Source organism: Escherichia sp. WS1265 (assembly GCF_046487585.1).
Classification (GTDB): Bacteria; Pseudomonadota; Gammaproteobacteria; order Enterobacterales; family Enterobacteriaceae; genus Escherichia; species Escherichia coli.
The window spans coordinates 150,979-174,550 of record NZ_JBJQJE010000007.1 but is presented as its reverse complement, the minus strand read 5'-3'; the positions used below and the strand labels follow the sequence as shown (position 1 = coordinate 174,550).

26 protein-coding genes and 1 pseudogene are annotated in these 23,572 nt (G+C 55.2%); 5 read left to right on the top strand and 22 right to left on the bottom strand.

The features are described 5' to 3' along the window. Positions 1-134: 134 nt before the first annotated feature. Both ucpA and murR read right to left on the bottom strand, forming a co-directional pair. Positions 135-926 (bottom strand): SDR family oxidoreductase UcpA, encoded by a 792-nt coding sequence (ucpA, locus tag ACJHX3_RS09540; RefSeq protein WP_000517443.1) that lies wholly within the window; start codon positions 924-926, stop codon positions 135-137. A 128-nt stretch (positions 927-1,054) separates the two neighbouring features. After that, entirely contained in the window at positions 1,055-1,912 is an 858-nt protein-coding gene (murR, locus tag ACJHX3_RS09535; protein WP_000966440.1) for an HTH-type transcriptional regulator MurR, read from the bottom strand. 171 nt (positions 1,913-2,083) lie between these two features. On the opposite strand from murR, the gene murQ reads away from it, so the two are divergent. The 3 genes and pseudogenes from murQ to ACJHX3_RS09520 all read left to right on the top strand — a co-directional run. Beyond that, positions 2,084-2,980: an N-acetylmuramic acid 6-phosphate etherase gene (gene murQ, locus ACJHX3_RS09530; RefSeq protein WP_001175603.1), complete on the top strand. Its 897-nt coding sequence runs from the start codon at positions 2,084-2,086 to the stop codon at positions 2,978-2,980. 3 nt (positions 2,981-2,983) lie between these two features. Further along, on the top strand, positions 2,984-4,408 hold the full coding sequence (gene murP / locus ACJHX3_RS09525) for a PTS N-acetylmuramic acid transporter subunit IIBC (protein WP_094308036.1): 1,425 nt from the start codon (positions 2,984-2,986) through the stop codon (positions 4,406-4,408). Between the two features lie 4 nt (positions 4,409-4,412). Continuing rightward, a pseudogene (locus tag ACJHX3_RS09520) lies at positions 4,413-4,499 on the top strand (hypothetical protein); the annotation flags it as partial. An 88-nt stretch (positions 4,500-4,587) separates the two neighbouring features. Here the strand turns inward: ACJHX3_RS09520 and yfeX are convergent. From yfeX to ACJHX3_RS09500, 4 genes are all read right to left on the bottom strand, one after another. Further along, complete coding sequence (gene yfeX, locus ACJHX3_RS09515) at positions 4,588-5,487, bottom strand: porphyrinogen peroxidase (RefSeq protein ID WP_000084590.1); 900 nt, start codon at positions 5,485-5,487, stop codon at positions 4,588-4,590. A gap of 95 nt (positions 5,488-5,582) precedes the next feature. Next, positions 5,583-6,158, bottom strand: coding sequence for an RpoE-regulated lipoprotein (locus ACJHX3_RS09510; RefSeq protein WP_000838945.1), 576 nt, complete (start codon positions 6,156-6,158; stop codon positions 5,583-5,585). Positions 6,159-6,218: 60 nt separating this feature from the next. After that, entirely contained in the window at positions 6,219-6,668 is a 450-nt protein-coding gene (locus ACJHX3_RS09505) for a DUF2919 domain-containing protein (protein WP_001308832.1), read from the bottom strand. Next, positions 6,655-7,080 carry a GNAT family acetyltransferase gene (locus ACJHX3_RS09500; protein ID WP_000406000.1) on the bottom strand — a complete coding sequence of 142 codons (426 nt, stop codon included), beginning with the start codon at positions 7,078-7,080 and terminating at the stop codon, positions 6,655-6,657. The genes ACJHX3_RS09505 and ACJHX3_RS09500 overlap by 14 nt, the downstream gene beginning before the upstream one ends. A gap of 213 nt (positions 7,081-7,293) precedes the next feature. Here ACJHX3_RS09500 and amiA point away from each other — a divergent pair, with 213 nt between their 5' ends. Together amiA and hemF are read left to right on the top strand one after the other, a co-directional pair. Next, a complete protein-coding gene (gene amiA, locus ACJHX3_RS09495) occupies positions 7,294-8,163 on the top strand; it encodes an N-acetylmuramoyl-L-alanine amidase AmiA (RefSeq protein WP_094308037.1) in 870 nt (289 codons plus the stop codon). A 3-nt stretch (positions 8,164-8,166) separates the two neighbouring features. After that, on the top strand, positions 8,167-9,066 hold the full coding sequence (gene hemF, locus ACJHX3_RS09490; RefSeq protein WP_024174124.1) for an oxygen-dependent coproporphyrinogen oxidase: 900 nt from the start codon (positions 8,167-8,169) through the stop codon (positions 9,064-9,066). 5 nt (positions 9,067-9,071) lie between these two features. Here the strand turns inward: hemF and eutR are convergent, their stop codons facing one another. The 16 genes from eutR to eutP form a co-directional block, all read right to left on the bottom strand. Beyond that, positions 9,072-10,124 (bottom strand): HTH-type transcriptional regulator EutR, encoded by a 1,053-nt coding sequence (eutR, locus tag ACJHX3_RS09485; RefSeq protein WP_000753709.1) that lies wholly within the window; start codon positions 10,122-10,124, stop codon positions 9,072-9,074. A gap of 45 nt (positions 10,125-10,169) precedes the next feature. Continuing rightward, positions 10,170-10,670 (bottom strand): ethanolamine utilization microcompartment protein EutK, encoded by a 501-nt coding sequence (gene eutK, locus ACJHX3_RS09480; protein ID WP_001295463.1) that lies wholly within the window; start codon positions 10,668-10,670, stop codon positions 10,170-10,172. A 12-nt stretch (positions 10,671-10,682) separates the two neighbouring features. After that, positions 10,683-11,342, bottom strand: a complete 660-nt coding sequence (gene eutL, locus ACJHX3_RS09475) for an ethanolamine utilization microcompartment protein EutL (protein ID WP_001111038.1) — start codon at positions 11,340-11,342, stop codon at positions 10,683-10,685. A gap of 9 nt (positions 11,343-11,351) precedes the next feature. Beyond that, on the bottom strand, positions 11,352-12,239 hold the full coding sequence (eutC, locus tag ACJHX3_RS09470; RefSeq protein ID WP_094308038.1) for an ethanolamine ammonia-lyase subunit beta: 888 nt from the start codon (positions 12,237-12,239) through the stop codon (positions 11,352-11,354). Positions 12,240-12,259: 20 nt separating this feature from the next. Further along, entirely contained in the window at positions 12,260-13,621 is a 1,362-nt protein-coding gene (eutB, locus tag ACJHX3_RS09465) for an ethanolamine ammonia-lyase subunit alpha (RefSeq protein ID WP_000769961.1), read from the bottom strand. 11 nt (positions 13,622-13,632) lie between these two features. Next, on the bottom strand, positions 13,633-15,036 hold the full coding sequence (gene eutA, locus ACJHX3_RS09460) for an ethanolamine ammonia-lyase reactivating factor EutA (protein ID WP_001097496.1): 1,404 nt from the start codon (positions 15,034-15,036) through the stop codon (positions 13,633-13,635). Next, positions 15,033-16,259, bottom strand: a complete 1,227-nt coding sequence (eutH, locus tag ACJHX3_RS09455; protein ID WP_094308039.1) for an ethanolamine utilization protein EutH — start codon at positions 16,257-16,259, stop codon at positions 15,033-15,035. Before eutH ends, eutA begins: the two co-directional genes overlap by 4 nt. A gap of 169 nt (positions 16,260-16,428) precedes the next feature. After that, complete coding sequence (eutG, locus tag ACJHX3_RS09450) at positions 16,429-17,616, bottom strand: ethanolamine utilization ethanol dehydrogenase EutG (RefSeq protein WP_001178771.1); 1,188 nt, start codon at positions 17,614-17,616, stop codon at positions 16,429-16,431. Further along, a complete protein-coding gene (gene eutJ / locus ACJHX3_RS09445) occupies positions 17,606-18,442 on the bottom strand; it encodes an ethanolamine utilization protein EutJ (RefSeq protein ID WP_024216656.1) in 837 nt (278 codons plus the stop codon). The genes eutG and eutJ overlap by 11 nt, the downstream gene beginning before the upstream one ends. 10 nt (positions 18,443-18,452) lie before the next feature. After that, on the bottom strand, positions 18,453-19,856 hold the full coding sequence (locus tag ACJHX3_RS09440) for an aldehyde dehydrogenase family protein (protein ID WP_024216655.1): 1,404 nt from the start codon (positions 19,854-19,856) through the stop codon (positions 18,453-18,455). Positions 19,857-19,867: 11 nt separating this feature from the next. Then, positions 19,868-20,155 carry an ethanolamine utilization microcompartment protein EutN gene (gene eutN, locus ACJHX3_RS09435; protein ID WP_000762198.1) on the bottom strand — a complete coding sequence of 96 codons (288 nt, stop codon included), beginning with the start codon at positions 20,153-20,155 and terminating at the stop codon, positions 19,868-19,870. Between the two features lie 106 nt (positions 20,156-20,261). Further along, a complete protein-coding gene (eutM, locus tag ACJHX3_RS09430; protein WP_000387713.1) occupies positions 20,262-20,555 on the bottom strand; it encodes an ethanolamine utilization microcompartment protein EutM in 294 nt (97 codons plus the stop codon). Between the two features lie 38 nt (positions 20,556-20,593). Beyond that, entirely contained in the window at positions 20,594-21,610 is a 1,017-nt protein-coding gene (gene pta / locus ACJHX3_RS09425) for a phosphate acetyltransferase (protein ID WP_024216654.1), read from the bottom strand. Next, positions 21,607-22,410, bottom strand: coding sequence for an ethanolamine utilization cob(I)yrinic acid a,c-diamide adenosyltransferase EutT (eutT, locus tag ACJHX3_RS09420; protein WP_024216653.1), 804 nt, complete (start codon positions 22,408-22,410; stop codon positions 21,607-21,609). The genes pta and eutT overlap by 4 nt, the downstream gene beginning before the upstream one ends. Continuing rightward, entirely contained in the window at positions 22,407-23,108 is a 702-nt protein-coding gene (gene eutQ / locus ACJHX3_RS09415; protein ID WP_000733927.1) for an ethanolamine utilization acetate kinase EutQ, read from the bottom strand. Before eutQ ends, eutT begins: the two co-directional genes overlap by 4 nt. Further along, a complete protein-coding gene (gene eutP / locus ACJHX3_RS09410) occupies positions 23,083-23,562 on the bottom strand; it encodes an ethanolamine utilization acetate kinase EutP (protein ID WP_024216652.1) in 480 nt (159 codons plus the stop codon). The genes eutQ and eutP overlap by 26 nt, the downstream gene beginning before the upstream one ends. Between the last annotated feature and the right edge of the window lie 10 nt (positions 23,563-23,572).

The following is a 23,572-nucleotide window of genomic DNA, read 5'->3' as shown; positions in this document are numbered from 1 at the left end:
CATCATATTTATAACGGACGTGAAAGGAGTAACGGTTTTATATACCGTTTGGTGATTTGGAAGTTGAAAAGGGAATAAGAACCGGGTTCAAAACGAAATCCTCCCCACACATGCAGGGAGGAAACAGAGGTGAATCAGATACCGACGCTAACCGTCTCTGGCAGTGTGCTGCCGCCATCAATCACATTCTGTGTACCGGTTAAATAGCTGGATTCATCCGATGCGAGGAAGGCTGCCAGTTCGCCGACTTCCAGCGGATCGGCGAGGCGACGCATCGGGATTGCTTTTGCCATTTCAGTCAGCACCGATTCTGGATCTTCCGGGTTCGACTGGCGGGCAATGCTTTCCGCCATTGGCGTGCGAACGTATCCCGGGCAGATGGCGTTAACGCGAATACCAGACTGCGCGTACTCCACCGCCAGCGATTTAGTCAGGCCAACAATCGCCGCTTTCGTTAAGGCATACGCCGTTTCCCCCGGATCGGCCACCATATCGCCAGTGACTGAAGACATCATCACAATGCGACCATCTTTGCGGGCAATCATCTCCGGCAGCACCGCCTTCGTGACGTTCCATACGCCTTTAATATTGATATCAATATGGAAATCGCGATCTTCATCGCTCATATCGAGGAAACTGCCCAGACGACAAACGCCTGCGTTATTCACCAGGATATCAATGCGCCCTTCTTTTTCCTTCGCGCGCTTGATAGCTGCGGCGACCGACGCCGGGTCACGCACATCGGCGACAACCGCCGTACAGCGATGACCACGACCACACAGTTCGTCCGCCAGCTTTTCGATCTCAGGGGAGATATCCAGCAAGATTAGGTTTGCGCCATGACGCGCAAAAGTTCTGGCAATTCCTTCGCCAATTCCCTGCAATGCGCCCGTAATCAGTGCTGTCTTGCCCGTGAGTTTACCCATTTTAATGCTCTCCTTGTTAATACAGAGCGTTACACTCCATTCCCTCTGAAAATACAGGATAAACAAAATATTGCTGCGGATCAGCTCACTAATTCAGGAAAATCTCAATCCAGTCGCTGCTTTATGCATCATTTCAGGCGTTGCGTTAGCTCACTGCTGCGCTCAATCATTTTCAATGACTCCACATCATTGAGTTGCACAAGGCCAACAAACAGTAAATCGGTAACAGAATTTTGCGCCGTGCGGGTGGACATCGACGAGCTGCGCCATTCGGTTTCGCCAGAAACGGTATCGAGGGTGTAATGCGCCAGCCGCCGCAGCGGGGAATCGGTTAATGAGGTAATGGCAATCACCGTTGCCCCCTGCTTTCGCGCTGCCTCGGCGCACAAGACAATCTCTTTTTTACTGCCGCTGTAAGAGATAGCGATTTGTACATCGCCTTTTTTCAGCGCCTGGGAAACGGTGGCTTGTACATGCGTGTCAGCTTCACAGGCCACACGATAACCAATTTTCATCAGTTTGAATGAAAGATCGCGCCCCACCAGCGCCGACCCACCCAGGCCCGTTATCTGGATAAACGGTGCTTTACTGATGACCTCAATGATTTTTTGCAACCGCGCGTAGTCGAACAACGCACAGGTTTGCTCCAGCGCCAGCTCTTTTTCGCGATTCAATTTGCGGGCAATCACTTCCAGCGAATCATCACTGGTAATCGAACTGTGCAGGTGCAGCGCCGTGGCATTCGTTTTCTCCCGGCTAGCACTGTATTCGCCAATTAACGCCATACGCAATTCAGTAAATCCTTGCGCACCGAGCTTCTGGGCAAACTTCACAATACTCGACTGGCTGATGCCGAGCTGTTTCGCCATCTTGCGCGAAGAGACGGATTTCAGCTCACTCACGTTGGCCCGCAGAAAGTCAGCAATTTTTTGCTCGTTCTCGGTAAATTCACTTTCCGCATTGCGTATTTTCGTCAGGTACAACATCTTCCACTCCCTCACCACATCCTGCGCGCAGCATAGCACACGGATTTTGCCCTTTGACGCTCTTCACACTCTGTGATTTCAGACTCAATGATTCCTTTAAAACTAGCAAATTGAGATATATGATTCCATCAATATGCAATTATTTGATTGTGAATACTAAGGTCACCACTGATGCAACTTGAAAAGATGATTACCGAAGGCTCGAATGCCGCCTCGGCTGAAATTGACCGCGTTTCGACGCTGGAAATGTGCCGGATTATCAACGATGAAGATAAAACCGTACCACTCGCCGTTGAGCGCGTACTGCCGGATATTGCAGCGGCGATCGATGTTATTCACGCCCAGGTGAGCGGCGGCGGCCGTCTGATTTACATCGGTGCGGGGACCTCTGGTCGTCTGGGTATTCTTGATGCCAGTGAATGTCCGCCGACCTACGGCGTGAAACCGGGCCTGGTAGTTGGTTTGATTGCTGGCGGCGAATATGCCATTCAGCACGCGGTGGAAGGCGCGGAAGATAGCCGGGAAGGCGGCGTTAACGATCTGAAAAATATTAATTTAACGGCACAGGATGTGGTGGTCGGTATTGCCGCCAGCGGTCGTACGCCGTATGTGATTGCCGGACTGGAATACGCCCGCCAGCTCGGTTGCCGCACAGTGGGAATTTCCTGTAATCCGGGGAGCGCCGTTTCAACCACCGCAGAGTTTGCCATTACACCGATTGTAGGTGCCGAAGTGGTTACCGGTTCTTCGCGGATGAAAGCAGGTACAGCGCAGAAACTGGTGCTCAATATGCTCTCCACCGGGCTGATGATTAAATCCGGCAAAGTGTTCGGCAACCTGATGGTCGATGTGGTCGCCACCAACGAAAAACTGCATGTGCGCCAGGTCAATATCGTCAAAAACGCTACCGGATGTAGCGCAGAGCAAGCGGAAGCGGCATTGGTTGCCTGCGAGCGCAACTGTAAAACGGCCATTGTGATGGTGCTGAAAAATCTCGATGCCGCAGAAGCTAAAAAACGCCTGGATCAACACGGCGGCTTTATTCGTCAGGTTTTAGACAAGGAATAACCCATGGCCAAAGAGATCAGCAGTGAACTTCTGAACACCATTCTTACCCGGGTCGGTGGACCGGGAAATATCGCCAGTTGTGGTAACTGTATGACGCGCCTGCGTCTGGGTGTACATGACAGTTCACTGGTTGATCCCGATATCAAAACGCTGGAAGGCGTGAAGGGCGTCATTTTGACCAGCGACCAGGTCCAGGTCGTTTTTGGGCCAGGTAAAGCGCATCGCGCCGCAAAAGCGATGAGCGAGTTGATGGGCGAAGCACCGGTACAGGATGCCGCAGAAATCGCCGCTCAAAATAAACGTCAGTTAAAAGCCAAACAAACCTCCGGCGTGCAACAATTTCTCGCCAAATTCGCCACCATCTTCACGCCGCTGATCCCCGGTTTTATTGCCGCTGGTCTGTTGCTGGGAATAGCGACGTTAATTGCCACGGTGATGCACGTTCCGGCAGATGCTCAGGGCACGCTACCCGATGCGCTGAATTTTATGAAGGTGTTCAGCAAAGGCCTGTTCACCTTCCTGGTGATTCTGGTGGGCTATAACGCCGCCCAGGCATTTGGCGGCACGGGTGTCAATGGCGCAATTATCGCCGCGCTCTTTTTGCTCGGTTATAACCCAGCTGCAACCACGGGTTACTACGCCGGATTTCACGATTTCTTTGGTCTGCCTATCGATCCACGCGGCAATATTATCGGCGTGTTGATTGCCGCGTGGGCCTGCGCCCGCATCGAAGGCATGGTGCGCCGCTTTATGCCGGACGACCTCGACATGCTGTTGACCTCGTTAATCACCCTGCTGATCACCGCTACGCTGGCCTACCTGATCATTATGCCGCTGGGCGGCTGGCTGTTTGAAGGCATGTCGTGGCTGTTTATGCACCTGAACAGTAATCCGCTCGGTTGTGCGGTTTTAGCCGGGCTGTTCCTGATCGCCGTGGTGTTTGGCGTGCATCAGGGCTTTATTCCTGTTTACCTCGCGTTAATGGACAGTCAGGGATTCAACAGCTTATTTCCCATCCTTTCGATGGCAGGCGCGGGCCAGGTGGGCGCGGCGCTGGCACTCTACTGGCGGGCGCAACCGCACAGTGCATTACGCAGTCAGGTACGCGGGGCGATTATTCCCGGCCTGCTGGGCGTTGGCGAACCGTTGATTTATGGCGTCACCCTGCCCCGCATGAAACCGTTTATTACCGCCTGTTTAGGCGGCGCGGCGGGCGGTTTGTTTATCGGATTGATAGCCTGGTGGGGTCTGCCGATGGGCTTAAACAGCGCCTTTGGGCCGTCTGGTCTGGTGGCGCTGCCGCTGATGACTTCCGCACAAGGCATCCTTCCGGCAATGGCGGTTTATGCTGGCGGGATTCTGGTGGCATGGGTTTGCGGGTTTATTTTCACCACGCTCTTTGGCTGCCGTAACGTCAATCTGGACTGATATCATGAAACGGACAATGCTCTATCTTTCTCTGCTGGCTGTCAGCTGTAGCGTCAGCGCCGCAAAATACCCTGTTCTGACAGAAAGTAGTTGATCAAGTGTATGCGGCGTTAAAGCAGTAATAAAAAGGCCAGTCAGTTGTGTTACTGGCTGGCCTTTAATCAATGAATCAGAAACGCTTACAGCGCCATCAGCTTGTCCAGCGACGGTGCGAAGTAATAGCCGCCAGTGACCGGTTTGGTAAAACGCAACATCGCATCACGTTTGCCATCGGTATCGCCAAACATGCTCAGCAGTTGCTGCTCAATGTTATGCAGACGCGCGCAGTAGGCACAGAAGTACAGACCGTGCGTACCGCTGGCGGTGCCGTACGGCAGGCTCTGTCGAACAATCTTCAGCCCTTTGCCATCTTCTTTCAGATCAACGCGGGTCAGGTGAGAGGTTTCCGGACGTTCGTCGCCGTCAATCTCTTCGTTGGCCTCTTTGGTGCGCCCGATCATCATCTCCTGATCGTGAACGCTCATCCGGTTGAGCTGCTTGAGGTTGTGCTCCCAACGCTGCACAAACACATAGCTGCCGCCTGCATCCACGCCGTCTTTGATAACCGCCACTTCGCGGCGCGTCTCTTCACCCGCCGGGTTTTCAGTACCGTCAACGAAGCCGCTCAGGTCACGCTCTTCAACCCAACGGAAGCCGTGGATCTCTTCTTTCACTTCAATGCAGTCACCAAAGGCTTCCATCGCCGCCTGAGCGACAGAGAAGTTTACGTCGTGACGCAGAGAAAGAATGTGGATCAACACATCGAACTGGGTCGTCGGCGCAAGGCCTTTACCGTAGCCCGGAAAATCTTTCAGCTCTTCGGCCCCAACGCCGCCGCTCAGAGCGCGCCAGGTGTTGTTACCAAAGGCAACCACCGCACCAAGATGCGCATCCGGGAATTTCGCTTCAAAAGTTGCCAGTTTATCGGCAAATGTTTTACTGGCCGCACGCAGGGCGTCAACTTCCCCTTTCACGTTGGCTTCGATCCAAATCGCCGCGCGGCAATGTTCTGGCAAAATGCCACTCTGAACCTGAGACATTGTTCCTCCTGAAAATAAGAATGCCACGCAATCCGTGGCATTGTTGGGCGCTATTTTACGTGTTTTTTCGCGGCGGCGGTTTGTTCAGACGCAAATTAACGCCGCCAGATAATTTTACTGACTTTCCAGTTTTTCAGGGTATCGTCCGAAGGCATTAACCCTTCAGGACCACTCCATTCCCCGCTGAACTGGTAGCTAATATGTTGACTGCCTTCGGCTTTACATTCGACGGCACGATTATCATCACCATCAGCTTTTTGGCAATTGCCAAATGCTTTGCTGTAAAGGTCGCTAAACGGTGTACCGATTTTAACACCGGTGTCAGCAGGAATATCGCTATCCAGCACATCAATGCGGCTGATCGTACCCTGATCGCCGTTAATCACCATCGCCACGTTGTCGCCTTTCATCACTTCAAAAAAGCGCACCACGTTGCCGTTCGCGGTTTTCATTCCGCTGCGCAGGCGATAATCGCCATCAAGCGCATCGGCAATGGCTTGTTCTTGCAGTGGTGTGGACGCCGTTAATTCACCAACGCCCTGCTCGCTCACTTTGGTGGACGACCCAAACCAGTTCCACGGGTTAGCGGCAGACCAGTTAACTGACGACATCGTGGAACAGCCGGTCAGCATCAACGGCATAGCGCATAACATTAAACGCAGCGATTTCATGTCACTTCCTTTGGTTATTCAATAACGTTGCTTGGAGTGCAAATTCACCAAAAAGTGCCGTTATTCTTTTTCTTCATTAAAACAAGCGCGTAAACGTCGATTGGTCAGCAGCCAGATTAACGCCACAATATCCGCCACTACCAGCGACAGACCGATACCGCTAACGGATTCACCGTTCAGCCACAGCCACGGTTGCCAGCAAAGTAAAACCACTTGCGCCAACAGCAACAGAAAATAGAGCACATGCCAGATACGGGGAAATGAAGCCCGCCGACCACTCAGCAAAAACGCCAGCACCGCCGGAATGCCGGGAATCAACCCCAGCCAGAAATTATCGTGATCGGGATAAAACAGATTTAGCAGCGCAGTACCCTGCTCGCGCGACGCACCGGCAATGACAAACAGCACCCAGGTTCGCGCCTGAAGCAATAGCACAAGCCAGAAGAGCAAGGGTAAACGCAGGCGACCGTGCGCATCATAATGGACAGGATGAAACTCAGTACTCTTCATCTTCAATCAAACGCTTACCCAGACTCAGCACGTCGGCGTGTTCATATCCCAGGCGTTCATACATTCCGAGCACCATGTCGTTATCTTCCGGCACATTGATCTGAATTTTCGGGCAGCCGCGAGCAATCAGCTTTTTCTCCAGCCGGTTAAGCAACGCATTGGCAATCCCACGCCCACGAAACTCTGGATGCACGCCAAGATAATAAGCAGACCCGCGATGCCCGTCATAACCGCCCATCACCGTTCCGACCACTTCACCGTTCACCTCAGCGACCAGAAACAAACTGACGTCATGGTTCATCTTACGCTCGATGTCCATTTCCGGATCGTTCCACGGACGCAGCAAGTCGCAACGCTCCCAAAGGGTGATGACCTCTTCGAAATCTTCCTGGCGAAATACGCGTATCTCCATGGTATTCGTTACCTTTTTGCGGGTTAAAAGGCTGATTATGGCGTGAACGGTCGAATTAGCCAATATCTGACGAAAATCGGTTGAAAAAGTGGCATAATGGGGAGTTGTCAACTATTGAAATGAAAAGTAAAACAATTCTCAACAGCAAACCGTCGTAACGGATTACGCGATACGATATAACATCTGGAACTTTATTATTACAACTCAGGCCGTATGAGCACTTTTAAACCACTAAAAACACTCACTTCGCGCCGCCAGGTGCTGAAAGCCGGTTTGGCTGCCCTGACGTTGTCAGGAATGTCGCAAGCCATCGCCAAAGACGAACCTTTAAAAACCAGCAACGGACACAGCAAGCCGAAAGCAAAAAAAAGCGGCGGCAGACGTGTCGTTGTTCTCGATCCAGGCCACGGCGGGATTGATACCGGAGCGATCGGACGCAACGGTTCGAAAGAAAAACATGTGGTGCTGGCGATTGCTAAAAACGTCCGTTCCATTTTGCGTAATCATGGGATTGATACGCGTTTAACGCGTTCTGGCGATACGTTTATCCCACTTTACGATCGCGTTGAAATCGCCCATAAACATGGCGCAGATCTGTTTATGTCAATTCATGCCGACGGCTTTACCAACCCGAAAGCTGCCGGTGCTTCGGTATTTGCCCTCTCTAACCGCGGTGCAAGTAGCGCAATGGCGAAATACCTGTCTGAACGCGAAAACCGCGCCGATGAAGTTGCTGGTAAAAAGGCGACTGACAAGGATCACCTATTGCAGCAAGTGCTGTTTGATCTGGTGCAAACCGATACTATTAAAAACAGCCTGACACTCGGCTCGCATATTCTGAAGAAGATTAAGCCGGTGCATAAACTGCACAGCCGCAACACCGAACAAGCCGCGTTTGTGGTGTTGAAATCGCCGTCGGTTCCTTCGGTGCTGGTGGAAACCTCGTTTATCACCAACCCGGAAGAAGAGCGGCTGTTAGGCACGGCGGCATTTCGCCAGAAAATCGCCACAGCGATTGCCGAAGGCGTGATCAGTTATTTTCACTGGTTTGACAACCAGAAAGCACACTCGAGAAAGCGGTAAGTGATGAAACCCGACGCACACCAGGTTAAACAGTTTCTGCTCAACCTTCAGGATACAATTTGTCAGCAGCTGAGCGCCGTCGATGGCGCAGAGTTTGTCGAAGATAGCTGGCAGCGCGAAGCTGGCGGCGGCGGACGTAGCCGGGTGTTGCGTAATGGTGGTGTTTTCGAACAGGCGGGCGTCAACTTTTCACATGTCCACGGTGAGGCGATGCCTGCTTCCGCCACCGCTCATCGTCCGGAACTTGCCGGGCGCAGTTTCGAGGCGATGGGCGTTTCACTGGTAGTGCATCCGCATAATCCGTATGTTCCCACCAGCCACGCGAATGTGCGCTTTTTTATTGCCGAAAAACCGGGTGCCGAACCCGTCTGGTGGTTTGGCGGCGGCTTCGATTTAACCCCTTTCTATGGATTTGAAGAAGACGCCATTCACTGGCACCGCACCGCCCGTGACCTGTGCCAGCCATTTGGTGAAGACGTTTATCCCCGTTACAAAAAGTGGTGCGACGAATACTTCTACCTCAAACATCGCAACGAACAGCGCGGCATTGGCGGGCTGTTCTTTGATGATCTGAACACCCCAGATTTCGACCACTGTTTTGCCTTTATGCAAGCGATAGGTAAAGGCTACACCGACGCTTATTTACCAATTGTAGAGCGGCGTAAAGCGATGGCCTACGGCGAGCGCGAGCGCAATTTCCAGCTTTATCGGCGCGGTCGCTATGTCGAATTCAACCTGGTATGGGATCGCGGCACGCTGTTTGGCCTGCAAACCGGCGGGCGCACCGAGTCGATCCTGATGTCAATGCCGCCGCTGGTACGCTGGGAGTATGATTATCATCCAGAAGATGGCAGCCCGGAAGCGGCGTTAAGTGAGTTTATTAAGGTCAGGGATTGGGTGTAACTCCCTCACCCCCATTCCCGCATCCGCTGATGCAGCGTCAACGACGGCTTCTCGGCAAACAGCTGCTGGTAATCCGTGGCAAATTGCCCCAGATGCCAGAATCCCCACTGCATGGCGGCGTCTTTTACCGTTGTGCTTTGCGACCAAGGGCTTATCAGTTCGCGGCGTACGGCGTTCAGGCGAATGCGTTTCAGCCACGCATTTGGGCCAATGCCTAAAATAGCGTGAAACGCGTTTTGTAGCGTGCGGCGGCTGACATGCAGTTGATTACACAAGTCCAGCACCGTCACCGGTTCGGACATGTTTTCCAGCACATATTCACGGGCGCGGGAAAGCAACCGACGGTAACTCTGATGACTGATGCTTTCCGCCGTCACCATTGGCTGCGCTTCTTCCAGCATCGCCCCCATCGCCATGAGCAAATTATCCCCCAGCACTTTACGCACAGCAGGCTGATGAAGATTTTCCGGGTTCTCGCAAAATGTCGCCAGCGCCTGTTGGACAAAGCCCCACAGCGCGGCTTTATGCTGTTCTTTCACTTCCAGCGCCGACTGGCTACGCAGCATATGTAATACCCGATCCGGATTATGCAAAAAGTTAGCCTGACGGGTGATGACATCTTCAGAAAGCACTACGCCCAGGATCGTGTAATCGTCCGGCGTACTTAATTCAAACTCGGTGCCGCCAGGGCGCGTCGCAATTTCTGCGCTTCCCAAACATTGCGAACCGATAAATCCCTGCTCACCGCGCGTCGCCGGAATGCCAAACCAGAACGAGTTCGGCCAGACCAGGCACGACTGACGCAGCGCCAGACCGGTGTATTCACGAAAAACCTGAATATCATCGAGTAGAATTTCCGTAAATTCACCATGAAACTTGCCCGGATGCAGCTGATCGTAAATCTGCTGCCAGGCGGTAATCGTCAAAGCATGTTCATAGACATCCGTTGTCTGTCGTTGATGAACATTATCCACTTCGACCTTCGGCGTGAGCTTCAGGTTTTCGGGTAAGGGTTCATGATAAAGATGGTGCAAATTGGCTGTACGGGTCTTTTTCATGATGTTAATGCCGGGTGTTGTAGGACACCCGGCACCTCCGACAGGTTAATGGGGCTTGAGACGATAACGACTACTGCGTTTACGTAACGTCCCGGCAGAAAAGAGCTGTTCGAGCGCATTTCTGGCTTTTTCGAGCGGCCAGCCAAAGTGGGCTGCCACTTCTCCTGCCGTCATTCCCTGACGTACTGATGTTAACAGCGCCAACAACTCGTCAGCAGATTCCGCGACGATAACTGGCGCGTCGGGTTCCTTTACGGGTTGCTTAGGCTGGCGGTTAAAGCCAGTAACCAGCCACTGGGTGTCATCGTCTGGCCGACCGATCTCCTTGCGGCTGATGACACGCCCGGTACGCATCGCGGCAGCACAACCTGCGTCCAGCGCCGCACGACACGCCGCCAGATCGCCTTCCACCACCAGCGTTAGGCGACCAGGGTCAAGCACTTCGTGACTGAGCAGACGAACGTTAGCTGCTTTGAGCATGGCATCAGCTGCATCTATCGCGGCGACCATGCCGTCCACTTCCAGCAATCCCAGTGCATTGATCATCGGCAACCTCCGTTACGCACGCTGGATTGGATTACGCGCGATTTCCAGCACTGCATCGGTAAAGGCGTTACAGGCTGCTTTACACGCGGCCTGGCTACCGGTTAAAAATGCTGCCGAGTAGTTGGTTTCAGACGGCGGCGGGACATAGGTCACCAGCTGCACGTCGGCAGATTTCAGGGCTGCATCAATGCCATAGGTCGCTTCCAGCGGCGGTGCCACCAGATACGCCATCGGATCGCCAAGCGTGATCCCGGCGGTTGATGAGAGATAAGAACCGGTACGCGAAACTACATGTGCCAGGAAGGCTGTATTTTCTGCGTCATTAGCCCACTGGAAAGCAGCGCCATTTTCAATATGCGCAACCATCGCATCCAGACCTGCACGCACTTCCGCCGGGTTTGGCCCACCAAGCATAATCAGCACTTCACCGGCAGTCGGTGACGGTCCGTGTGCAGCGCCCGCATACAGCGAGCGACCATACACCACTTCCACCATCGCCTGTTTGGTCGCTTCGTCAGCCGCAATGTAGGTTACGTCATCGGAGTCGGCAGAAATCAGCCCAAGGCTACGAATATGCGGCGGCAATTTCAGTTCACGCGCAAATTCGGCGTTAACGGAGGCAATCACCCGCATGGCGGTGACCGACGGTCGAATCAAATCTAAAGCTGGCATGATGCCTCCTTATCGGGTCATGTTGATGCCGGATGCTTTCTGCTCCAGCATACGTTTCGCCAAATCCACAATGACGGCTGCGGCTTCAACCGGCGGCGTGCCGCCCTGGTGAATGTTAGAGATACAGGTGCGATCGGCCTCAACGGTGGTTGCCATACGCGGCGAGTAAACGGCGTAGCAGGAGAGGCTTTCTGACTGCCCTAATCCCGGGCGTTCCCCCACCAGCAGGATCACCACTTTCGCGCCGAGGATCTCACCGATCTGATCTTCAATCTTCACGCGACCATAACGAACAAAGAATGGTGTACCGACTTTCAGCCCGGACTGTTTCAGGCCCGCCATCAGCGGTGGCAGGATCTCTTCGTAGTTCACGGTGATCGCATCAGTTGACAGGCCATCAGAAATAACGACCTGTACGTCCGGATTAGCAACACACTGTGCTTTAAGGGCTTCAACAGCTTCTGCACACAGACGACGGCCCATATCCGGGCGAGTCAGGTAGAGATTTTTGTCGCTAATTTCAGAGCGGACTTCCAGCAAGCCCTGCGCTTTCACCCACTCTTCCGGCACTTCTTTCAGTACGGTATCTTTCGAACGAGAGTGATCGGCCAGGAAACGCAGCAACGCCTGGGTACGCGGACGCGGACCGGCACGACCGGTACAAACGCGGGCCACGGTGCTGCGACGCAGTTCTGTTAATACGTCTGCGCGATGCGGGTTTTCAACGCCAATCCACGCTTTTGTTTCCGCAGAGCCTAAATCCAGCGCGCAGCTTTCCGAGGTCACCGGTGCCGCACAGGTGGTGGTGGCGCACTTTGCTTCTGACGGCGCGGGGGCCGCTTGTCCCATTGACGCCATCACGCTGCGTACAATTTCTTCAATCTGTTTTTGATCCATGATGTGTTATCTCCGCGTCATCAGAAGAACAGTGACGGATCGCCCGCCCGTTTGGTCAGGCGACCGTTTGCCATAATGCCCATGCTTTCCAGCCAGCGTTCAAACTCCGGTGACGGGCGCAAGTTGAGTAACTGACGCACAGTGGCAGTGTCGTGGAATGCGGTGGTCTGATAGTTGAGCATGATGTCATCGCCCAGCGGCATCCCCATGATGTAGTTGCAGCCTGCGGTGGCGAGCAGGATCATCAGGTTTTCGTTGAGGTTCTGGTCAGCGTCAGCGTGGTTGGTGTAGCAGCAGTCACAGCCCATAGAGATGCCGCTCAGCTTACCCATAAAGTGATCTTCTAAGCCCGCACGGATAATCTGGCGGTCGTTGTAGAGATACTCCGGCCCAATAAAGCCGACCACGGTGTTGACGATAAACGGATCGTAATGACGCGCCAGCCCATAGTTACGTGCTTCCATCGTCACCTGGTCTGCGCCGAAGTTAGCGCCAGCGGACAGCGCAGAGCCTTGTCCAGTTTCGAAGTAGAGGCAGTTTTCCCCGGCGATACGGTTGAACTCCGCGCCCACTGCGCGTGCTTCATCGAGCATCGCCAGTTCCACGCCAAACTCTTTCAGCCCTTTTTCGCTGCCGCAGATACTCTGGAAAATCAGCCCGCCTGGTGCGCCACGACGGATCGCTTCAATCTGGGTGGTGACGTGCGCCAGCACGCAGCCCTGGGTCGGAATGTTGAATTTGTCGATCACGCCGTAAATGGTGTCCAACACGCGGCTTAAGTTTTCCACGTCGTCCGTCACCGGGTTGACGCCGATCACCGCATCGCCCACCCCGAAGGAAAGCCCTTCGTAGATTTGCGCAGCGATACTTTGCACGTCGTCACGGGTGTCATTTGGCTGCAAACGGGCGCTGAAGGTGCCCGGAATACCGATGGTGGTATTGGCCTTTTTGATCACCGGCATTTTCTTCGCGCCGTAGATCAGGTCCGCGTTGGAGCAAATCTTCGCTACCGCCGCGACCACTTCCGAGGTCAGCCCTTTGCGGGTAAAGGCAATGTCGTCCACGCTGGTTTCATCGCTCAGCACATACTCACGCAGTTCGCTGATGCTCCAGTTTTTAATCTGGTTGTAGGCCGTTTCGTTAACGTCGTCCTGAATCAGTCGCGTCACGCAGTCATCTTCATAGGCAATCACCGGATTATTGCGGATGTCCGCTACGGTCATTTCCGACAACACCTGCTTTGCCGCCACGCGCTCCTGTGAGCTTGCCGCTGCAACGCCCGCCAGCACATCCCCCGAACGCAGTTCGTTGGCTTTAGCCAGCACCTCTTTTACATCCTTAAACTGATATACATTGCCGAACAATGTGGTCTTTAGTTTCATAAGTCGTTCCCTCAGGAAGGAAATGCGAGTGATTTCACCGTCACCGGCACAACCGATCCGCCAAAAAGAGGCGTACCAATGTCGATATAGTCCCCCGCGCGGACAATCACTTCGTCAATGACTGCCAACGGGAGTTGTTGTAGCTGTGGGCGCAATAACATGCCCAGAGCTTTACCAAAGTCCTGCCCGGCCACCACCAGCAGGGGATGCGGATTCGGAAAACGCGCGACGAAATCGACCAGCGCGTTGATGACCGTCAGTACCGCGGCGTAACGCACAGGCAGCGAGGCGGGAAGCGCCAGCACGTACGCGTCAGTTTTGGGGCAAAGATCCAGCTGAATCAGCGCCTGTTGCCAGGCACTGACCAGATCCGTTTCATCAATCGGGATCGCCACCGGCAAATTGCGCAGCGGCAGTTGTACGCCCTCCAGCCAGATTGTGCTGCCAGAGAGCGAAAGGGTATGTGCACCCGCGCCAATCACCGTGGCGCGTACGGTTTGCGCCGGAAACTGCACGTTCATCTCACGCAGGCGCGGATGGTCATGCAGCGCCGTTGCCAGAAGCGGGCCGATATCGGCAAAACAGAACGGATCGGCGGGCTGGTGGCGATAACATTCGCCCACGCCGCCAGAAAGCGTAATGATTTCGGGCGTAACACCTGCGGGCAGCAAACCGGTTTGCATCAATGCCTGCGCGAGCGGCGAGAGCGTTCCGTCAATCACTTCGACAATCAGCTCTGCCATCCGCCGGGTAACCTGCACCAGCTGCGCGCCGGTCAGCGAACGGGCGTCAGTGCCTGCACCGAAGCACTCATCCACAATCATCTGCCCCGGTTTATGAGCGTAAACCACGCGCCCCTGGCTGTCGGTTTCCAGCAGGCGACCGCCGACGTTGAGGCAGGCGGTGCCGCTGATTTTTCCGGCATCGAACAGGGCGTAGTTCGCGGTGCCACCGCCGATATCGATATTCAGGACCCGACACAGCCGTTGTTCAGAAAGGGTTTGCGCCCCGGCACCGTGACCGGCGATCACGGATTCGAGATGCGGCCCGGCGCTGGCGACGACAAAATCGCCCAGCGACTGGGAGAGCGTCATCACCGCCGGGCGAGCATTGCGGGTTTTCGCGCTTTCACCGGTGATGATGATGGCACCAGAATCAACGCTTTCCGGCGCAATGCCCGCAGCCTGGTATTGCTCGAGGATTAAGGTTTTCAGTTCCGCTTCTTTTAAACCACCCTGTTTATCGACAGGGGTAAAGAACACCGGGCTTTGCCAGCTAATTTCGCGTTTGATGAATTCGTAGCGCGGCACCTGCGACACCGCCGCACGGTTAACCAGCTCCAGGTGGGAGAAGATCACCTGGGTGGTGGTGGTGCCGATATCGATACCGACGCTCAGTAGCTGGCGAGTGTTCACGATTGTGCCTCCGCTTCGGTTTTAGCCGCGGTCGCGTCTTCTTTTGGCACCAGCATCATCGCCACGCCAATCGCCGTTACGCCGCCGATCAATTTGCCGACAATCATCGGGAAAATCATGGCGTTCATGTTGGCAGCGGCGAAGCCTAAGTGGTCGCCCAGGGCGAAAACAGCGGAAACGGCGAAGGCGCAGTTGATGACTTTGCCGCGGGTATCCATCTGCTTCATCATGCCGAACATCGGGATGTTGTTAGCAAGCGTTGCCACCATGCCAGCTGCCGCGATGTTGTTCATATTCAGCACTTTACCGACGCTCATCAGCGGTTTTTCAAACCAGCGGGTCAGCAGCAGCACCATCGGGTACGCCCCTAACAGAACGCAGGAGATAGAACCGATAACTTCAATGGCGCGCATCACTTCACCGGGTTTGTCGCCAGGGGCCATAAAGATAGGATCCAGACCGGGGATCAGTTCCCAGCCAAGGAGGAATTTCACTACCGCGGCAGCAAGACCGAGGGTGATCAATGCAACGAGGAATTTGGCGAAGATCTGGAAGCCGTTGATCATTTTTTCCGGGATGAATTTCAGCCCCAGCGCCACCAGCACCGCAACGATAAGTACCGGGATCATGTTCATCAGGATCAGCGCAAAGGTGAATTCCACCGGCTGACCGTTGATCTGCACACCGGAGTACATAGCAACCAGACCACCAGCAATACAGCCAATCGGAATGGTCACAATGCCCGCCAGCACGCCGAGCGCCAGATAACGACGGTCAGAAGGTTCGATAATGCCGAGCGCCACCGGAATGGAAAACACAATCGTTGGCCCCATCATCGACCCGAGAATTAACCCAGAGTATAGCCACGCTGCTACGTCGCCGCCCGCCAGCTCTTTGGCGAGGAAGAACCCGCCCATATCGCACGCCAGCAGTGTTCCGGCGAACATTGACGGGTTTGCGCCGAGCATTTCGTAAACCGGGATAATCACCGGCCCGAGTACGTGAGCCAGTACCGGTGCCAGCGCGGTCATACCGACCATCGCCAGGCCCAGAGCGCCCATTGCCATAAAGCCTTCTTCGAACTGACCGCCTGATCCTTCGATACTTTTACCGAACTTACCGAGGAAACGAGCAGAACCACCGAACTGCGACAGGATCCTGTCTACGGCAGCTATCAGCATAAAGAACATCATGATGTACATGATGATTTCGTTAATTCCCATCGCCTTTACTCCCTGTTAGTTGTTATTTATTGCCAATGCTGAAAGTGGGTTTTTCCCTCACTCTGGAAGCCGAGGGGCCGGGGTGAGGGTAATTGTTTGCACCGGCGCGACTCTGTTCCCCTCACCCTAACCCTCTCCCCAAAGGGGCGAGGGGACTGTCCGTACACTTTTATTGCGCCGCTGCGTACAGGCCGACAATCTGCTCCAGGCTGGCGGTACGCGGGTTGCTGCGCAGACAAATATCTTCCAGCGCGGCCTGCGCCCATGCGCCGTAATGCGCAGATGTCGCACCAATATCGCCCAGTCGTTTACCAATCCCGACTTCCGCAATCAGCTCACTTACCGCGTTAATAGCGTCACGATCGTCGGATTTTTTAGTTCGCAGCGCCCGACCAATCTGACTAAAGCGTTCACGACAAACCATCCGGTTAAATTCCATCACCGTTGGCAACAACATGGCGTTCGCCAGACCGTGCGGAATATGCAGCGCCGCCCCCGGCTGATGCGCCATCGCGTGGCATAACCCAAGCCCCGCACTGGAAAACGCCATTCCCGCCATGCATGAAGCCAGCAACATGCTCTCGCGCGCGGCAAGGTCATGACCGTAGCCCACCGCTTTCGGCAGTGATTTACCAATCATCGCGATTGCGCCAATCGCCAGGCTGTCGGTAAACGGTGTAGCGTTCAGCGCGCTGTACGCTTCAATAGCATGGGTTAACGCATCAATGCCGGTCATCGCCGTGACATGCGACGGCACGCCTTCGGTCAGCGCAGCGTCGAGAATCGCCACATCCGGCATCAGCGAGGCGTGGGCTAACACCTGCTTGCGCCCGCTCACAGCGTCGATAATCACCGTTACGTTGGTGGTTTCAGAGCCGGTTCCGGCGGTCGTTGGAATGGCAATCAACGGCAGGCGCGGTTGCAGAATGCTGGTTTCTGACATTTCTGCCAGCGTGCTATCGGGATTCGTCACCAGCAACGCCACGGCTTTTGCCGCATCCAGCACCGAGCCACCACCAAACGCGATCACCCCATCGCAACCCGATTCACGCAACTGCGCCACGGCTGCACACACGTCGGTGATGCACGGTTCGCCCACCGGACATGGCCAGAGCGTCATGGCGATACCTTTAACGGCCAGGCTACGCGTCAGCCCGGCGGTCATCCCCGCCTGATGCAAAAAGCTGTCTGCCATCACGAACAGATGTTTCAGCCCACGCGTTTGCGCTTGCTGCCCGCAACTGCTCATCGCGCCCGGACCGCAAAGCGTCACCGGTGGAACGCTAAATGTTTTTACCCGTTGCAGATTCAGGGTATCGAACGCCTGAAAGAGCGCGGTCTGCAATTCATTTTGCATAGATCCCCTCCGCTTTCTCTCGCCCGCTACTGGCGATCGCCAGCGGGGTCATAAACAAACTGTGCTGCGGTAAATGCACCTGTAACGCCGGGAATTGTTTGCGAAACAGTTCCGCAACGCCCGGTTGCATACAGGAGCCGCCCGCCAGCCATAAATCAGTAATGCCCTGCCCTTCAATATGCCGGGCGACAATGTCCGCCATTTTTTCGTACACCGGTTTCACCGCAGGCCAAATCTCTTCACCGTGACCGCGCTTGTACTGCTCTGCCTCTTCCAGCGGAATACGGCGATTTCCGGCGAGAGTCAGAGAGATGTGATGTCCGCCAGTGGCTTCATCCGCCGAGTACGTCACCTTGCCCTTTTTCACGATGGCAATGCCGGTAGTGCCACCGCCGATATCCACTACGCCTGCGTTATCCAGTTGCAGTAGATCCGCGACTGCGGTTGGCTCATCCAGCACATGGCTCACTTCCAGTCCGGCAGACTCCAGCACGTTGATGGAAATACGCGGGTCCGTACCAGGAGGAAATGAGGTCGCCGCATGGCTAAAACGGCGACCGAATTGCTGCTCAAGAGTGTCGAGATGGCGACGAACAATGGTGACCGCACCGAAGAAATCCCAGACGATGCCGTCGCGGACCACATCAGCCCAGTCGAGGCATACCGCCACCGGCTGACCGTCGCGGTCGACAACCATCGACACCACATCGCAGGTGCCCAGATCCACCCCCAGCCACAGCGGAGATTCCGTCGCGGCGGGCGTCTGGTTACACAGCGTTGCCGCCGTTTGCAGACGTGGGGTCAGCCATTGTTCGTCGTGCGCCATCTGTTACTCCTTAAACAATGCGAAACGCATCGACTAATACACAGCGACGCAGACGGACAAACGTCCGCGCGCTGGTTACCCCTTCACCGGTTGGTGTGGTGATGGTCATGGTGGTCCAGCCTTCCCCGCCCAGCCCCAGCCCGGCAATGCACGGTCCGTTCTTAACGAAAATGCTGGTATCAATGGCATTCGCCATCTGGTTCATGTTCTCGATATTGCGCGAGTGCATTGCCGCCGTGTGGTGGCAACCGCCTTCCAGTTTCACCGCCAGCGCAATGGCATCCGCCACGTTGGCGACGCGCACAACGGGCAGCACCGGCATCATCAGTTCGGTCACGGCAAACGGATGTTCTGCGGTGGTTTCTACAAACAGCAGTCGCGTTTGTTCCGGAACTGTAAGGCCGATTGCCGCCGCGATTTTCGCCGCATCACGACCAACCCAGTCACGGCTGACGGTGCCTTTTCCGCGCTCGTCGATATTTTTCAGCAACACCGGTTGTAGCTGCTGCGCCTGCTCTGCGGTCAGTTTCACCGCGTGCTGGCTTTCCATCAGACGCATCAGTTCATCGGCTACGCTATCCACAACAATCAGTACCTTTTCGTCGGCACAAATGATGTTGTTATCGAAAGACGCGCCTTTGACGATGGACTGAGCTGCACGGGCGAGGTCAGCGGTTTCATCCACCACTACCGGCGGGTTGCCAGCACCTGCGGCAATCAGACGTTTATTGGTGTGTTTACGCGCCGCTTCCACTACCGCTTCGCCGCCGGTCACCACCAGCAGGCCGATACCCGGGAACTTGAACAAACGTTGCGCGGTTTCGATATCCGGATTGGCCACAGTAACCAGTAAGTTTTCCGGCCCGCCTGCGGCAACAATCGCCTGGTTGAGCAGCGTGATCGCCCGCTGGGAGACTTTTTTCGCCGCCGGATGCGGGGCAAAAATGACGCTGTTGCCCGCGGCAATCAGGCTGATGGCGTTATTAATGACGGTTGCCGCCGGGTTAGTGGAAGGCGTCACCGAAGCCACCACGCCCCAGGGTGCGTTTTCAATCAGGGTCAGGCCGTTGTCACCGGTCAGCACCTGTGGTGAGAGGCACTCAACGCCTGGTGTGCCGCGCGCCTGAGCGACGTTTTTGGCAAATTTATCTTCGACGCGGCCCATGCCGGTTTCACTGACGGCAAGTTCCGCTAAATCTCTGGCGTGTTTTTCGCCTGCTTCACGAATGGCAGCAATGGCTAACTGGCGCATTGCCACGCTCTTTAACCCTTGCTGGGCAATTTTGGCTGCCGCAACGGCGTCATCCAGGGACGCGAAAACGCCCATCTCATGAACGGCGGCAGGCGGCGTGTCACTGCTTTGCATTTTCAGCAGTACCGCTTTCACCACCTGTTCAATATCCTGTTGATTCATGATGTTCTGCCTTATTTGTGGAAAATTACCTGACCGCCAGTCACCACCTCATCGACGATGCCAATCACGCACAGATCGACCGGTGACGTTTCGCTTTTATGCGCCTGGCGGGCAGAACTGCCACTCACCAGCAACACCCACTCCCCGGTTCCCGCGCCAATATTGTCGATGGCGACGGCGCATTGCCCGTCAGGATTACCTTGTGGATCAATCATTTCCACCATCAGCAATTTGTCATGCGCCAGTCCGTGATGGCGTACGGTACAAACAATTTGTCCAGTGACGACTGCCAGTTTCATACCCGCCTCCGTGGCGTATTTCAGGTAAAAGCTCCCCCTACCCTCCGCGGAAGGTAAACTGAAAAAGGAGAGAGCGTGACGCCCGAATCGACGTCACACAGGGTGATTACAGGTTGCTGCTATCGCCTTTCAGGCCGATCGGGAAGACTTCTTCCAGGTCGCCGTGCGGACGCGGGATAACGTGTACAGATACCAGCTCGCCGATACGCTGTGCCGCTGCAGCACCTGCGTCGGTCGCGGCTTTACAGGCTGCAACATCACCACGAACCATGGCAGTACACAGGCCGCCGCCAATCTGCTTAACACCAACCAGCTTGACGCGCGCAGCTTTCACCATCGCGTCAGAAGCCTCAATCAGTGCAACCAGGCCCCGGGTTTCGATCATTCCTAATGCTTCCATTGTGCTTTCCTCTTTATCAGGGTCCAGAACGGGACCGTTCATTCAACCAGTGTTTGTAAACTGCTTTCACGGTTTACTTCTGTCTGACGCGGCACAGCTGCCACCAGCGCCAGCTCGATAATTTCCTGCACGCTACAACCACGAGAGAGATCGTGCATCGGCGCGGCAAGTCCTTGTATCAATGGCCCGACGGCACGATATCCGCCGAGTCGTTGTGCGATTTTGTAGCCAATATTTCCGGCTTCCAGCGACGGAAAAACCATCACATTGGCCTTGCCTTGTAGCGGGCTGGCAGGCGCTTTTTGCGCCGCCACTTCCGGCACGAAGGCGGCGTCAAACTGCAACTCGCCATCGACTACCAACTGCGGCGCGCGCTCACGGACGATTTCTGTCGCCTGCTGGACATTGGCAACGCAGGGGTGACGGGCGCTGCCGTTACTGGAAAACGACAACATCGCCACGCGCGGCTCTTCTCCGGTGATGGCGCGCCAGGTTTCGGCGCTGGCAAGCGCGATATCCGCCAACTGCGCCGCCGTCGGCTGTGGCACCACGCTGCAATCGGCAAAACCCAACGCCGGACCGCTGTACTGTGGCAGCATCAGGAAAATGGATGAGAGCGTTTTACAGCCTGGCTGCAAGCCGATAATGCGTAATCCGGCACGCAGCACATTCGCCGTGGAAGAGAGGTTGCCCGCGATACAGACATCCGCTTTACCGGCGCTGACCATTGCTGCGGCGAACATCAGCGGGTCGGTAAGTTTTTCCAGCGCATCCGGCGGCGTTTTTTCGCCCGCACGGGCCAGCCAGCGGAGAGCAAATTCTTCCCGCATTGCGAGGTTGCCATGCGGATCTATCACCTGTAGCCCGTCCATCGCCACGCCGTGACTGAGCGCAAACTGACGAAGTTCAAACGGATTGGCGACCAGAATGGGCGTTGCCAGGCCTTGTTGATGCAAATATTGCGCGGCTTTCAGCACACGTTGGTCTAACGCATCCGGAAATACCACTCTGGCGGGCGCTCGCAACGCCAGTTCACGACAACGTTCAATAATCATTGCGTTTCTCCCAGTCGTTGTTGGATCTGCTTCACCGTTAGCGGCTGCTTCGCTACGCTCAGGATCATCATCACGTAGACCGTGCTGGAAAGGCGGTTCAGCGCCTGCAAGATGTCCGGGCGTAATACTTCAAAGCTGCGGGTGATAAACACCTGCGCCGCTACGGTTTCGGTTTCCCGCACTTTGGTGCGTAGCAGATTCAGCAACGCCGCATCGCGCCCGTGGCTGGCTTCCGGCACCAGATGATCGTGACCAAGATAACGCAACGGCTGATGAGAAAGCCGGTGCAGATCTTCGTCAGAAAGCCCGACAATCGCTTGATCGCCCAGCGGTTCCCCCAGCGCATCGGCACGCATAATGTTGCCAAGACGCGAACGGATATCCGCCAGCCACGGCTGCCACGGTTCCGCCAGTTCAATTTGCAGCCACACTGCCAGCGCAATGGTGCTGTCGAGAACCGCGCGAAAACCCAGACGCGGATCGCTTTTGGCAACCATTTTTTCCGCCGACAGGTGAGTCAGCGTATCCGGCTTTTTCGCCACCGGCTGGCGGCACAGTTCGCAGCACGCCTGCGGATGTTCATCGCTACTGGTCAGCCCATGAACGGGCTGCGGCTGCTGCTGTTCATCGTCAACAAACAGGCGGCCCTGCTTGTCAATAAACTTGATGCGCAGATGGCGGCTTTCCAGCAACTCCCGGGCAGAGGGCGTCAGGCGACTGTCCGCAGGGAGATGGATCTCTGCGCCTTCGCTGAGCGTATGGTTCGCTCTTAGCCATGCTTCGGTGATGAAATCTTTCATAGGGATTGCCAGTTAGCCGGCCAGGCGACATACAGGAATTTCACGCTGGATGTCGTACCAAATTCGATGCTGGAGCCTTTCGGGATAAACATCACGTCGCCTGCTTTGGCGATCATGGTTTCGCCTTCGTGGCGAACGTGCAGTTCCCCTTCCAGTACCATGTCGATTTCGTCATAGTTCAGGGTCCACGGGAAGAAGGCGTTCTCCCACTGCATAAAACCAGCGGCCATGCTGCTGCCGTCGTCTCCGGTGACCAGATCCGTTAATCCGACGCAGTGTGGCTGTGCGCCGTCAAAACGACCAAACTTGACGCTGCTGCCATCAATAACTTTGATGCCGCCTTTGCCGGTAACCGATTTGAAACTCGGCTGCATTGCACCCTGCTCCAGTGACTGTTTTTCCTTCATCACTTTTTCCATCAGCTGCGCGACCAGGCTTTCGGTAAACTGGCCTTCCGGTAGCTGGGCGATGATGGTTTCGCGGATGCGCTGGCTTTCGGTTTTATCGGCTGGCACGCTGGCGGGAACGGACGCCGTTACCGGGGTCGATTCATCACATTCAGTGATGGTAAAACCCAGTAGATCTGCCACTTCACGGGCTTCCGGAGTAATAATGCTGGCGCGCAGAACCACGGACATTGCCTGTTCGCCGCGCGCGTGTGCTTCGCGAATATCATTCGCTGTGATGAGTTTTTTCACCTGCTTCCTCCTGTTTGGTGAGAGATGCCAGATAATCCACCAGTTGCTGCACGCTTTGCGGGTCGTGGCTGTTTAGCTCGAAAATCGGATCTTCGAAGCCCGTCTCAAGCAATAACTTTCGCGTTGCGGCGACGTCAGCATCTGGCATGTCCGTTTTACTGATGACGGCGATTTGCCGTTTGCTGACGCCAATATCCAGCAACCCGGCAGGCAACCGACTTTCCGGGTCATTCGCGCCGTGGACATAGATCAGCATGTCCACATCCTGTAGCGTGGTAATTAAGGCGTGATACCAGCGGGGATGGCTAAAATATTCACCCGGCGTATCAATATCGCCCTTATCATTAAATTCTACGGCCTGCGTTTTTCTGGCGAGGGTATAATCTCCCTGCAACGCATTAAATAACGTTGTTTTTCCTGCCCCGACGGTACCCACAAACGCAATTCGTTTCATGAATGCCTCG

Excerpts from the sequence above, each read along its gene's own strand:
- ucpA (WP_000517443.1), bottom strand. The coding sequence starts at position 926 with ATGGGTAAACTCACGGGCAAGACAGCACTGATTACGGGCGCATTGCAG.
- murR (WP_000966440.1), bottom strand. The coding sequence starts at position 1,912 with ATGTTGTACCTGACGAAAATACGCAATGCGGAAAGTGAATTTACCGAG.
- murQ (WP_001175603.1), top strand. The coding sequence starts at position 2,084 with ATGCAACTTGAAAAGATGATTACCGAAGGCTCGAATGCCGCCTCGGCT.
- murP (WP_094308036.1), top strand. The coding sequence starts at position 2,984 with ATGGCCAAAGAGATCAGCAGTGAACTTCTGAACACCATTCTTACCCGG.
- yfeX (WP_000084590.1), bottom strand. The coding sequence starts at position 5,487 with ATGTCTCAGGTTCAGAGTGGCATTTTGCCAGAACATTGCCGCGCGGCG.
- ACJHX3_RS09510 (WP_000838945.1), bottom strand. The coding sequence starts at position 6,158 with ATGAAATCGCTGCGTTTAATGTTATGCGCTATGCCGTTGATGCTGACC.
- ACJHX3_RS09505 (WP_001308832.1), bottom strand. The coding sequence starts at position 6,668 with ATGAAGAGTACTGAGTTTCATCCTGTCCATTATGATGCGCACGGTCGC.
- ACJHX3_RS09500 (WP_000406000.1), bottom strand. The coding sequence starts at position 7,080 with ATGGAGATACGCGTATTTCGCCAGGAAGATTTCGAAGAGGTCATCACC.
- amiA (WP_094308037.1), top strand. The coding sequence starts at position 7,294 with ATGAGCACTTTTAAACCACTAAAAACACTCACTTCGCGCCGCCAGGTG.
- hemF (WP_024174124.1), top strand. The coding sequence starts at position 8,167 with ATGAAACCCGACGCACACCAGGTTAAACAGTTTCTGCTCAACCTTCAG.
- eutR (WP_000753709.1), bottom strand. The coding sequence starts at position 10,124 with ATGAAAAAGACCCGTACAGCCAATTTGCACCATCTTTATCATGAACCC.
- eutK (WP_001295463.1), bottom strand. The coding sequence starts at position 10,670 with ATGATCAATGCACTGGGATTGCTGGAAGTGGACGGCATGGTCGCCGCG.
- eutL (WP_001111038.1), bottom strand. The coding sequence starts at position 11,342 with ATGCCAGCTTTAGATTTGATTCGACCGTCGGTCACCGCCATGCGGGTG.
- eutC (WP_094308038.1), bottom strand. The coding sequence starts at position 12,239 with ATGGATCAAAAACAGATTGAAGAAATTGTACGCAGCGTGATGGCGTCA.
- eutB (WP_000769961.1), bottom strand. The coding sequence starts at position 13,621 with ATGAAACTAAAGACCACATTGTTCGGCAATGTATATCAGTTTAAGGAT.
- eutH (WP_094308039.1), bottom strand. The coding sequence starts at position 16,259 with ATGGGAATTAACGAAATCATCATGTACATCATGATGTTCTTTATGCTG.
- eutG (WP_001178771.1), bottom strand. The coding sequence starts at position 17,616 with ATGCAAAATGAATTGCAGACCGCGCTCTTTCAGGCGTTCGATACCCTG.
- eutJ (WP_024216656.1), bottom strand. The coding sequence starts at position 18,442 with ATGGCGCACGACGAACAATGGCTGACCCCACGTCTGCAAACGGCGGCA.
- ACJHX3_RS09440 (WP_024216655.1), bottom strand. The coding sequence starts at position 19,856 with ATGAATCAACAGGATATTGAACAGGTGGTGAAAGCGGTACTGCTGAAA.
- eutN (WP_000762198.1), bottom strand. The coding sequence starts at position 20,155 with ATGAAACTGGCAGTCGTCACTGGACAAATTGTTTGTACCGTACGCCAT.
- eutM (WP_000387713.1), bottom strand. The coding sequence starts at position 20,555 with ATGGAAGCATTAGGAATGATCGAAACCCGGGGCCTGGTTGCACTGATT.
- pta (WP_024216654.1), bottom strand. The coding sequence starts at position 21,610 with ATGATTATTGAACGTTGTCGTGAACTGGCGTTGCGAGCGCCCGCCAGA.
- eutT (WP_024216653.1), bottom strand. The coding sequence starts at position 22,410 with ATGAAAGATTTCATCACCGAAGCATGGCTAAGAGCGAACCATACGCTC.
- eutP (WP_024216652.1), bottom strand. The coding sequence starts at position 23,562 with ATGAAACGAATTGCGTTTGTGGGTACCGTCGGGGCAGGAAAAACAACG.